At 35.4% G+C, this 12,246-nt stretch carries 8 protein-coding genes; 6 read left to right on the forward strand and 2 right to left on the reverse strand.

Going from position 1 to position 12,246, the window contains the following annotated elements:
• The first annotated feature begins 94 nt into the window (after positions 1 to 94).
• The 6 genes from leuS (at position 95) to L6471_RS04265 (ending at position 9,145) form a co-directional block, all read left to right on the forward strand.
• Positions 95 to 2,953 carry a leucine--tRNA ligase gene (leuS, locus tag L6471_RS04240; RefSeq protein WP_094448284.1) on the forward strand — a complete coding sequence of 953 codons (2,859 nt, stop codon included), beginning with the start codon at positions 95 to 97 and terminating at the stop codon, positions 2,951 to 2,953.
• A gap of 29 nt (positions 2,954 to 2,982) precedes the next feature.
• Entirely contained in the window at positions 2,983 to 3,942 is a 960-nt protein-coding gene (locus L6471_RS04245; protein WP_027453223.1) for a YitT family protein, read from the forward strand.
• 68 nt (positions 3,943 to 4,010) lie between these two features.
• Positions 4,011 to 4,610 carry a non-canonical purine NTP diphosphatase gene (locus tag L6471_RS04250; protein ID WP_094448285.1) on the forward strand — a complete coding sequence of 200 codons (600 nt, stop codon included), beginning with the start codon at positions 4,011 to 4,013 and terminating at the stop codon, positions 4,608 to 4,610.
• 95 nt (positions 4,611 to 4,705) lie between these two features.
• Positions 4,706 to 6,724, forward strand: a complete 2,019-nt coding sequence (gene porZ, locus L6471_RS04255) for a type IX secretion system anionic LPS delivery protein PorZ (RefSeq protein ID WP_006282789.1) — start codon at positions 4,706 to 4,708, stop codon at positions 6,722 to 6,724.
• Between the two features lie 14 nt (positions 6,725 to 6,738).
• Entirely contained in the window at positions 6,739 to 8,118 is a 1,380-nt protein-coding gene (locus tag L6471_RS04260) for a CotH kinase family protein (RefSeq protein ID WP_094448286.1), read from the forward strand.
• 34 nt (positions 8,119 to 8,152) lie between these two features.
• On the forward strand, positions 8,153 to 9,145 hold the full coding sequence (locus L6471_RS04265) for an acyltransferase family protein (RefSeq protein ID WP_006282791.1): 993 nt from the start codon (positions 8,153 to 8,155) through the stop codon (positions 9,143 to 9,145).
• 469 nt (positions 9,146 to 9,614) lie between these two features.
• Here L6471_RS04265 and nadA read toward each other — a convergent pair whose 3' ends face one another.
• Complete coding sequence (nadA, locus tag L6471_RS04270) at positions 9,615 to 10,604, reverse strand: quinolinate synthase NadA (protein ID WP_173651938.1); 990 nt, start codon at positions 10,602 to 10,604, stop codon at positions 9,615 to 9,617.
• Positions 10,605 to 11,176: 572 nt separating this feature from the next.
• Positions 11,177 to 12,232 (reverse strand): glycosyltransferase family 9 protein, encoded by a 1,056-nt coding sequence (locus tag L6471_RS04275; protein ID WP_027453227.1) that lies wholly within the window; start codon positions 12,230 to 12,232, stop codon positions 11,177 to 11,179.
• Between the last annotated feature and the right edge of the window lie 14 nt (positions 12,233 to 12,246).

The following is a 12,246-nucleotide window of genomic DNA, read 5'->3' on the forward strand; positions in this document are numbered from 1 at the left end:
AATTTGGATATATCACAAAAAAACAGTAATTTTGCATCTAATTCTTAAGAATTATAAACCAAGATTTCGAAAATCATAAAATATCATTATAGAAATGGATTACAACTTCAGAGAGATCGAGAAGAAGTGGCAACAGAACTGGGCTGAAAATAAGACCTATCATGTTACCGAAGACGAAAACAAAAAAAAGTTTTATGTGCTAAATATGTTCCCTTATCCATCAGGAGCTGGTCTTCACGTAGGCCACCCTTTAGGATATATTGCAAGTGACATATTTGCACGTTATAAGCGTCTTAAAGGCTTCAATGTACTCAACCCAATGGGTTATGATGCCTATGGTCTTCCTGCAGAGCAATATGCCATCCAGACAGGACAACATCCTGCTATTACTACAGAACAGAATATCAGTCATTATCGCGAGCAGCTCGATAAAATAGGTTTCAGTTTTGACTGGGATAGGGAAGTACGTACTTGTGATCCAAAATACTATCACTGGACACAGTGGGCTTTCGAGAAGATGTTTGGCAGTTTCTACTGCAACACTTGTAAGAGTGCTCAGCCTATCGAAAAACTTGTTGAGCGTTTTGAACAGAAGGGTACAGAGGGACTCGATGTAGCACAAAGTGAAGAACTGGAATTTACAGCAGGAGAATGGAATAACTACGATGATAAGAAAAAACAACAGGTACTGATGAACTATCGTATCGCTTATCTAGGCGAAACTATGGTAAACTGGTGTCCAGGACTTGGTACCGTATTGGCTAACGATGAAGTCGTAGATGGTGTAAGCGAACGCGGTGGCTATCCTGTTATTCAGAAAAAGATGATGCAGTGGTGTCTACGTACCTCTGCTTACGCTCAGCGTCTGCTTGATGGTCTTGATACTGTAGACTGGACAGACTCTATTAAGGAAACACAGCGTAACTGGATAGGTCGCTCTGAGGGTACAGAGGTAGAATTCACTGTAAAAGACAGCGATGTGAAATTTACAATCTTTACCACTCGTGCGGATACTATGTTTGGTGTAACTTTCATGGTACTTGCTCCTGAGAGCGAATATGTACAGCAAGTTACGACAACCGAGCAAAAGGCTGCAGTAGAAGAATACCTAGAATATGTAAAGAAGCGTACCGAGCTTGACCGTATGTCAGACCGTAAAGTTACAGGTGTATTCACGGGTAGCTATGCTATCAATCCATTTACCCAAGAAGCTATTCCAATCTGGATTGGTGAGTACGTATTAGCAGGATATGGTACTGGTGCTATCATGGCAGTACCTGCACACGACAGTCGCGATTACGCTTTTGCTAAGCATTTTAATCTGCCTATCATTCCATTGATTGAAGATGCTGATGTTAGCGAAGAGAGTTTTGATGCTAAAGAGGGAATCGTAAGTAACTCTCCTGTAGCAGGAAAAAATAGTCTTGATGGTTTTAGTCTGAATGGCCTTACAGTAAAAGAGGCTATTGCTGCAACCAAGAAGTTTGTAACCGAAAAGGGTATTGGCCGCATCAAGGTAAACTATCGTCTGCGTGACGCTATCTTCTCTCGCCAACGCTACTGGGGTGAGCCATTCCCTGTATACTACAAGGACGGTATGCCACAAATGATACCTGCAGAATGCCTACCTTTGGAATTACCTGAAATCGATAAATATGAACCTACAGAAACAGGTGAACCACCATTAGGCCGTGCTAAGAAATGGGCTTGGGATGAAGCTAACAAGCAGATAGTAGATAAAAGTCTTATCGATAATGAAAAAGTATTCCCACTGGAACTCTCAACCATGCCAGGTTTTGCAGGTAGCTCTGCCTATTATTTACGCTATATGGATCCTAATAACAACGAAGGACTAGTAGGAGAGAAGGCTGATAAGTATTGGCAGAATGTAGATCTCTACGTAGGTGGTACAGAGCACGCTACAGGTCATCTTATCTATTCACGCTTCTGGAATAAGTTCCTCTTTGATAATGGTGTAAGCTGCCAGGAAGAACCATTCCAGAAATTGGTTAACCAAGGTATGATCCAGGGGCGGTCTAACTTCGTATATCGCATAAATAGCGATGACCATAGTAAGGCACCGGTATTCGTTTCTAAGGGTTTGAAAGATCAGTATGAGACAACACCTATTCACGTATGGGTAAATCTTGTTAAAAACGATATACTCGATACAGAAGCCTTTAAACAATGGCGTCCTGAATATGCCAATGCTGAGTTTATCCTTGAAGATGGTAAATACAACTGTGGTTGGGCTATCGAGAAGATGAGTAAAAGTATGTTTAATGTCGTTAACCCTGACGATATCGTTGAGGAATATGGTGCAGATACTCTTCGTCTTTACGAAATGTTCCTAGGTCCTGTAGAAGCCAGCAAGCCATGGGATACTAATGGTATTGACGGTTGTTTCCGATTCCTTAAAAAATTCTGGAATCTCTTCTTCGAGCACAATACAGATAAACTCATTATCAACGATGATGAACCTACGAAGGAAAATTTAAAATCTGTACACAAGCTCATCAAGAAGGTATCAGAAGATATCGAGAAATTCAGTTATAACACAGCAATATCAGCCTTCATGATTGCCGTTAATGAATTAGGGCAACAGAAATGTCACAACAAGACATTACTCAAGGATATGGTTATCCTTATTGCACCATTTGCACCACATATTGCAGAAGAACTCTGGCACGTTTTGGGAGAAACTACTAGCGTATGCGATGCTGCATGGCCTACTTATGACGAAAGCTATCTCGCAGAAAGCGAAATGCAACTTACTATCAGTTTCAACGGTAAGGCACGTTATCAGAAAACATTCCCAGCTGATGCACAGAAAGATGCTATCGAAAAAGCAACTCTCGAAGATGAGCGCAGCCAAAAGTACTTGGATGGCATGCAGATAGTAAAAGTTATCGTAGTACCTAAGAAGATTGTCAATATCGTCCTCAAAAAATAATAAGAGGGTTAAATTATCGCTAAGAATATATGACAATAGATCAAATCGATCATAGAATGATACTCAATGAGGTTAAGGATTATATTTTTATAACCCTTGGCCTCATGCTTTATGCATTTTCATTTACAGCATTTCTGCTTCCATACCAGATTGTTGCAGGAGGAGTGACTGGTATTTCAGCGATTGTACTATATGCGTCGAATATACCAATACAATACACTTATTTTCTCATCAATATAGCCTTGCTCGTAGTGGCACTAAAGATATTGGGATGGAAATTTCTGATGAAGACTATCTATGCCATCTTCATGTTGTCATTTCTCTTGATGATAACAGGCGACTATATGCCGAAAGATGCTGCAGGACACTATGTTAAGATATTAGGCGAGGGACAAGATTTTATGTCTTTGCTTATCGGCTGTACACTTACTGGTTCAGCATTAGCTATCGTTTTCATGAACAATGGTAGTACTGGTGGTACTGATATCATTGCAGCCAGCGTAAACAAATTCTATAATTTGTCGCTTGGCCAAGTTTTAATTGCTGTAGATATCTGTATCATAGGAAGTTGTATTTTCATACCTTCTTTCGGTGGACCACTAGACCGCATTCATAAAGTAGTTTTTGGTCTTTGTACTATGGTAGTGGAGAACTTTATGCTCGACTATGTGATGAATGCCCGAAGAGAATCTGTACAATTTCTTATTTTCTCTAAGAAATATCAAGAGATTGCCAATGCTATCATGATGGAAACAGATCATACTCTAACTATACTCGACGGACATGGATGGTATACAGGAAAAGAAATGAAGGTACTCTGTCTTTTGGCCAAGAAGCGCGAAAGCACAAGTATCTTCAGACTTATAAAACTTATCGATCCAAATGCTTTTGTTTCACAGAGTAGCGTTATCGGTGTTTATGGCGAAGGGTTCGACCATATTAAAGTAAAGCTACCTAAATGTCGAAAAAAGGAAAATACAGAGGCATAAACTTGCAAGAATTAACAGATGCATTTACTAATACATCTGTGATTAGCAACACATAAAAACTATGAAATATGAAAATCGTATTTGCAACAAATAATCAGCATAAACTACAGGAAATCAGAGAAATTTTAGGCTCTGATTTCGAAGTAGTAAGTTTAAAAGATATTGGCTGTGATGTAGATATTCCTGAAACAGGAACTACTCTCGAAGCGAATGCCCACCAGAAAGCCAGTTATATATACGAAAACTATGGTCTAGACTGTTTTGCAGATGATACCGGTCTAGAGGTAGAAGCCTTAGATGGTGCCCCAGGTGTACATTCTGCACGCTATGCAGAGGGTACAGACCATGACAGCGAAGCTAACATGGCTAAACTACTTAAAGAATTAGAGGGTAAAATTAATCGTAAAGCTCGTTTTCGTACAGTCATCGCCCTTATCCAAAAAGAAGGTGACAGTACTATCTGTAGTAGAGAATATAGCTTTGAAGGCGAAGTAAAGGGAGAAATCGCTACAGAGAAGAGTGGGAAAGGAGGTTTCGGATACGATCCAATCTTCGTACCTGAAGGGTACGATAAAAGTTTTGCTGAACTTGGTGAAGAAATCAAAAATAAGATTAGCCATCGTGCAAGAGCTGTAGCAAAACTTGCAGAACATCTGAAAGACGAATAACAACAAAATATTCGACCAACAATTTCGTTTGATAGAATAGGGGATTATTCCCCTTCTTCAAACGATTTTTTTTTATAAACTAAACAAATAGATATATGATCAAGAAAAGTACTATACTCACTATCATGGGATTGATCATCACCATTGCACTGCAAGCATCTACCATTGGCACTTGGAAAAATTATATGGCTTATTACGATGTACAGGATGTACAGCAAGCAGGTAAACAGCTCTATGTATTAGCTTCTAACGATTTATATGTCTATAACGAGAATGACCAAAGTATACAGACCTATGATAAAACTAATGGTCTAAGCGACACCGAAATACAAACTATAAGCTATAATAAATCAGCTAAAAGACTCATCATATTGTATACAAACTATAATATCGATTTGTTAGACACAAATGGTGATATTACCAATATTGCCGCCTACCACAAAGCTACTCTTACCACTGGAAAAACAGTAAACCATATAGATAATTATGGCAAATATGCTTACTTAAGCACTGCATTTGGTGTTATGAAAATTAATGTAGCCAATGCTGAAATTTCAGAAACCTACAATCTTGGATTTAATGTAAACTGGACCCAAGTTAGCGGTAATTATATCTATGCTTACAGTAGTCAACAGGGACAATTTAGAGCACTTACCACCAGTAATCTTCAGGATAAGAGTAACTGGATAAGAGTAGGAGAGTATGTAGCTCCTACAGAAGAAGATAAGGACTCTCTCATAGCCTTTGCTAAAACACTTAACCCAGGTGGACCTAAGTATAACTATTTCGGATTCATGAAGTTTTATAATGGTAAATTATATACCTGTGGAGGAGGGTATGGTACAACAGAACTCAATAGAAACGGATGTATTCAGGTATTAAATGATAATAATTGGACTATATATGAAGATCAGTTAGAAAAGAAAACTGGTTACTCATACGTAGACATAACAACCTTAGCGGTTGATCCTCTTGATAATAATCATGTATTCGCAGGAGGAAGAACTGGTTTATATGAATTTGACAATGGCAAATATATTCAAGCTTATTCCTATGACAATACGAATAATATACTACAACCAGCAAGTAGTGTAGAGTCCACAAATAAAAATTATGTTATCGTTAGCAGTTTAGAATTTGACACTAATGGAAATTTATATGGATTTAATTCTAGAGCAAAAAGTTCAAACCTATTCAAACTAACCCATAATAAAGAATGGACATCACTATACAATGCTGAGTTTATGTATAATAGCAACAATTCTCTACAAAATATGTCATCTATGATGTTTGATAGTAGAGGGCTACTATGGATAGGTAACAATCATTGGAATCATCCTTATTTATTCTGCTATCAACCTTCAACCCAGGGATTAAATACATACAAAGAGTTTATTAACGAAGATGGTACAACTGTTAGTATAATAGAAGTAAGATGCATAGCAGAAGATAAAAGTAAAAATATATGGATAGGAACAAATGTCGGTCCAATAGTACTTAAACCTAATCAAATCACTTCTTCCAATCCTATTTTTAATCAGATTAAAGTTCCAAGAAATGATGGTACCAACTTAGCTGACTATTTATTAAGTGGCATAGATATTACATGTATAGCTGTAGATGAAGGAGGCAGAAAATGGTTTGGAACAAATAATAAGGGAGTATATCTTATCAGCGAAGATAATTACACACAAGAAGAACACTTTACCACAGACAATAGTTTACTATTATCTAATAACATAGAGAGTATCGCCATTAATTCTAGTACTGGAGAGGTATTTATAAGTACAGATAAAGGACTCTGCTCTTACATGAGTAGAGTAACTAAAACTGTAGATGATATGAATGACAATGAAACTTATGCTTATCCTAATCCCGTTAAACCAGGATATACAGGCCCTATCACAATTACAGGACTTAGTTATAACTCAAATATTAAAATTGTTACAACCAACGGAACACTAGTTACAGAAGGAACAAGCACAGGAGGTTCATTTGTATGGGATGGAAAAGACTTAAATGGTAAAAGAGTAGCAAGTGGCATCTACATGGTAGAAATTGCAAAAGAAAATGGCGAAAAAGGATTCGTCTGCAAAATAGCTATAATTAATTAATACTAAGATAAAAGATGAAAAAAAAAATAATTATTACACTATGCTTATTAGCTTTTCTTAATAGCTTTGCTAACAAGTATGATAAAGATAGTATAAAAAAAATAGATATTCCAGTAATGGAAATATATACAGAGAATAAAGAAGAGCCGTCATGCGATTATATTTTTGCACCAGAAGGAGAAGATGGAATAAGTATAACTAATACGACAAAAATACCAGGCAGAATAATATTATCTAGACTCGGTATACCATACTATGACAGCGGCGAATATGAAAACAATAAAGGAGGTATGAAAATCAAAATAAGAGGAAATACTAGTGCTTATTGGAATCCAAAAAAATCATTTAAAATAAAACTAGAAAAAAAGGCCGACCTATTAAATAGAAATAACAAAAATTATGCAGATAAAGAATGGGTTTTAATAGATGAAGGCGGAGATGGTATGATAGCTGAAACAGCATTTAAACTAAGCGAAGAAATAGGAATGCAATGGACACCTCAACATTGCTACATAAATCTGTTTATAAACGATGATTACAGAGGTATATATATGCTTACTGAATCAGTCAAAAGAAATACATCCGCCAGATTGAATGTAACTGAAACTGGCTATATTATAGAAAAAGACGCTTATTGGTGGAATGAAGACAAATATCTTACAACAAACACAAACAGAAAATACACTTTTAAATATCCCGATAGTGATGATGTTACTGATAGCATAAGCAACTGTATAAAATTATCTGTAGACAACTTAGAATATTCACTTATATCAGGTAACTATGAAGACTATATAGATATTAATTCATTCGCAAAATGGCTTCTTTGCCATGATATATTAGGAGACAGTGATGCAGCAGGATCTAATATATATATAACAAAATATGATAATACCAATAACACAAAAATAATGATGGGAAACATATGGGACTTGGGTGGCTCATTCAAAATAGCTGATAACTGGTCAGCTATACATACAAACCCATTATTTTACTATCCACAATTGATAGCTAGCTCCAATCAAAAATTTATAGATACATATCAAGAATTATGGAATAGTGAGGCCATTAAGGCTATTGATAATACCATAGAATATCTAAAAGAATACTCTCAATCTCAAGAAGCTATAAATCTACAAAAATTAAGACCAATTAATTGTGAGAGATGGAATTTTACTTCAGAATCTATACAATATGATATACAAGTAGCTGTTAATTGGCTCAACAATAGAAAAAAATGGTTAGATAACCATATCAATATTAGCAATAATATAAACTCTATAGAATACAAAAAAAGAAATCGCCATAACATATTTTCTATTAATGGAAAAAAAATAAACTATAACACGAAAGGTATAATAATTACGAATGGCATAAAATATTATCAACACTAAAGGCAAAATAATATAGAAAACTCATCACAAAAATATGCCAAGAATACATTGGATAGATTTACTGAGAGGCATCTGTATGATAGCTATACTTTTATTTCATACAGAAATGTATATGGTAGGCAAAGCAATTATACCCTATACTATGTACGTGACCAATGCGCTCATTATTTTTTATTTTATTTCAGGTTATCTGATATATAAAAAAAATGAATTTAAATTCATACATAAATTGAAATCCATTGGTCGAACAATGCTAATACCATACTTATTATTTACAAGTATAATAGGCATTGTTAAACCTTATGTAAAAGGACAACAGATTGATTTACTTCAAATAGGAGAAAATATTGCATTGGGACAAGCCTCATGGTTTATTGCCGCACTCATCATAGCTGAGTTATTATTATGCATAACGTTGTGGATAACTCGTGGAAAATTATCATGGATATTCTGTGTAGCATTAATCTGTCTAATATTATCAATAGCTTTCTCTGAAAGAAATATTGATTTTCCTTGGCAGATAAACAATGCTCTGCAAGCAGTATTCTTCCTTATTACAGGCTATGTATATCATCACTACGAGAAAAAAATCAAAGATATCAACAAACCATTATACAATATTTTATTACTTATTATCTTAATAATAATAAAAAGATATGAATATATACATCATGTAAATATGATGATTTCACCATTACAAATAGATCTATATCCTCTTTTTTTATTGGACATAACAATATGTATCATTGTTATGGTCAATATTTGTAAAGCAAAAACAAGTAAAATAATAGAATGGACAGGCAGCCACTCACTCGTATATTATTTTTTGTGTGGAGGTGTTCCTCTACTTGTAAGCAAATATTGGAGACATACTGGACTGACTTATGGAGGAAGATACTGGGTCATACTCTTAGCCTTTATTATCGTCTATATGATAACAACACTACTTACTTGGACTATTTATACCTATATTTATTCAGCTATAAAAAAGAAGATTAATTTAAAATATTTATTTGAATTTTATTGACATAATCCTTCCTGAGGTTTGCATATGATAGAAATGCATGGCAAAACTATAATGTTTATGGGTTAAAAACATGATGTTTATACTGCAAAAGTATAGTGTTTTGCCAGCTCAAGTGTTAGCTTTTCCCTTCATGAAGATTGAAGGTTATTGAAAACACCAAACAGGCAGATTGAAAGTTGAAGATTTTGAGCCAGATGACGATATTGGGCGACTATGTTTTTTTGATATATTTTTGAATATTCCATATTACTTGAAAAAACATCTTATAAAACTCACAGCCACATATAATCAGCAATTGAAGGCTGTTTTATAAGCACTATAAAGATTTAGCAGATACCAATAAAAAATATAAGTAAAAACAGAAAAAATCCCTAAAGCTATGTTGATAACTTTAGGGATAACTATTTAATAGATCTCGTAATTATCCGATTTTCAACAATTTAAAGACATATAACTATCGAGATAAATCTTAGCAAAGACTCAACATCTTCTCGATAGGCTTAACTGCGTCTTTGGCTATAACAGGATCAACCTCTACAGATGGCCAACCGTACTTCAAAGTATTATAAATCTTCTGAAGCGTATTCATCTTCATAAATTCACACTCATTACAGCTGCATCCTAAGCTACCCTCGCTAACTTCTGGCGGTACAGGTATAAACTCAACTTCAGGACAAGAACGCTGCATCTCATGCAAAATACCAGCCTCTGTAGCTACAATGTACTGCTTTTGCTCAGGATGAGCCTTTGCATAATTGAGCATAGTAGCAGTACTACCCTTAATATCAGCTACAGCTAATACAGGTGCTTTACATTCCAAATGAGCCATAACCAATGCTTCAGGATTAGCCTTTTTAAGCTTAATAATCTCTTCTACAGAGAATTTCTCATGTACATGGCATCCACCATTCCAGAGAAGCATATTTCGGCCTGTAACGCTGTTAATATAGTTACCAAGGTTGTAATCAGGACCAAAGATAATCTTTTCATCCTTAGGGAAAGCATTAATTACCTTTTCTGCATTGCCAGAAGTTACAACACAATCGGTAAGTGCCTTGACTGCTGCTGTGGTATTGACATAACTTACCACTTTATATCCTGGATGCTCTTCCTTATATTTTCTCAAATCTTCAGCCTTACAACTGTCAGCTAGACTACATCCTGCATTAAGATCAGGAGTAAGCACAATTTTATCTGGACTAAGAAGTTTACAGGTTTCTGCCATAAAATGTACACCACACATCACCATGATATCTGCATTAGTTTCGGTAGCCTTACGTGCAAGTGCTAAAGAGTCGCCTACAAAATCAGCAATATCTTGAATATCACCAATAGTATAGTAATGGGCCAGAATAATGGCATTTTTTTCCTCGCACAGACGCCTGATTTCTTTCTTCAGATCAATTGATTTGTCTACAGGTTCATCTATATAACCTTTCTCCATCCATTCTGTTTTCATCACATCAATATTATTATATTCTATATTATTTATTTAAAAGAAAAATAAAATGGGATATTATGATACGCTGTGGATTTGTTTATATCTTTTAGCCTCAAAATTTGGATATTTCGTTATCCACGTCTTATGATGGGTTATCCCTATGATATTATAAGCATATAGCTCTGATTTATGAGTACTTAGATAAGTTTTCCACATTATCCCCTTTTGGTGCAAAGGTAATAAGTTTATATCTTTTATCCATAAAAAAGCGTGGAAAAGTGATATAAAAGTTTCTCATAAATGTGTTGATATCCACATTTTTTGTCTGTCCAAACTGAGTGTGTTATTAACTCAAAAGTTATAAGTTATTTATGAGGAGTTTTTCCATAGGGTTATCCACATAGTTATGAGTAGTCTAAAATAAGGTAATTTTTGTAGTTCCTGTTATTGGGCTATTTGGTATTCTAAAAAAAGAGAGGTGTTACTCCATCCAGAAGTAACACCTCTCTTTTTTAGAATATAAAAGGTAGTATCATATATACTTACTTGATGTGTTTGATATAATACATAATAAGTATAAGATAGATATGTTATTTTTGTATCAAAATATGTTCTACACGATTGACGATAAGATCTGGACTAATGTTTTTCATGCATGAGAAATCTCCTCGTAAACATGGTTTATTGCCGTAGATGCTACAAGGTCGACAAGGTAAATCTATTTGTACTGCATTATCAGGACTCTGCTTCCAGCCTAAAAAACCGGCATACGGATGTGTTGCACCCCAAACACTTACTACAGGGATATTGGTGAGTGATGCCAAGTGCATATTTGCACTGTCCATACTAATCATGACATCAAGATGACTCATAAGAATAAGTTCTTGCATGATTCCAGATAAAGCTCCAGATGCATTTATGCAATTTTTATATTTTTGAGTCCACTCTTCAAATTGTTGAGTTTCTTTTTTCCCTCCGCCAAAGAGGAATATTCTAGCTGATGGATGATGGTTAATCAGTGTAGCGATAACCTGTTCCATTAGTCTAGGTGGATAGATTTTACCCTCATGGGCTGCAAAAGGTGCGATGCCTATCCATTGAGAGAAGGCTTGCTTCTTACCGATGATATGCTCTGGCAAAAGTCGAAGATTTCCGCCTCCAGGAGGAAAAATAGAAGTAAAGTTCATTTGGATAGGATAGCCAAGTTCGGCAAAGACATCAGCATAATTCTGAAAGGCTGTAGGCTGCTGTATCAACTTTTTATTATTAAAGGAACATAGCATATGTTTACCCTTGCGATGCTTGTCGATATGGGCTACTTTAAAATTATCTAGATTAAATCGTAAGCGTAGAAAATTGGAACGTAATACATTATGTAGGTCGGCAATCGCTGTAAAGTGCTTAGCCGTAAGTCGGCGATACAGTGTATTTAGGCCCTTAATACCATGATATTCCTGTTTTACGTCTGCCTCCATAAAACTTACATTAGGGGCTAGATTTTCATAGAAAGGTCGTGCAAAAGGTCGACTGAGCATAGTAATCCTTACATTTGGATACTGTTTAGCCAGTGAGTAAATCACTGGCACAGTCATAGCTACATCGCCTATGGCAGAGAATCTTATAACTAGGATATGCTCTGTTTTCATAAACGGATAATAGT

It is taken from the genome of Segatella bryantii, from assembly GCF_022024215.1.
Classification (GTDB): domain Bacteria; phylum Bacteroidota; class Bacteroidia; order Bacteroidales; family Bacteroidaceae; genus Prevotella; species Prevotella bryantii.

Excerpts from the sequence above, each read along its gene's own strand:
- leuS (WP_094448284.1), top strand. The coding sequence starts at position 95 with ATGGATTACAACTTCAGAGAGATCGAGAAGAAGTGGCAACAGAACTGG.
- L6471_RS04275 (WP_027453227.1), bottom strand. The coding sequence starts at position 12,232 with ATGAAAACAGAGCATATCCTAGTTATAAGATTCTCTGCCATAGGCGAT.
- L6471_RS04260 (WP_094448286.1), top strand. The coding sequence starts at position 6,739 with ATGAAAAAAAAAATAATTATTACACTATGCTTATTAGCTTTTCTTAAT.
- porZ (WP_006282789.1), top strand. The coding sequence starts at position 4,706 with ATGATCAAGAAAAGTACTATACTCACTATCATGGGATTGATCATCACC.
- L6471_RS04250 (WP_094448285.1), top strand. The coding sequence starts at position 4,011 with ATGAAAATCGTATTTGCAACAAATAATCAGCATAAACTACAGGAAATC.
- L6471_RS04265 (WP_006282791.1), top strand. The coding sequence starts at position 8,153 with ATGCCAAGAATACATTGGATAGATTTACTGAGAGGCATCTGTATGATA.
- L6471_RS04245 (WP_027453223.1), top strand. The coding sequence starts at position 2,983 with ATGACAATAGATCAAATCGATCATAGAATGATACTCAATGAGGTTAAG.
- nadA (WP_173651938.1), bottom strand. The coding sequence starts at position 10,604 with ATGAAAACAGAATGGATGGAGAAAGGTTATATAGATGAACCTGTAGAC.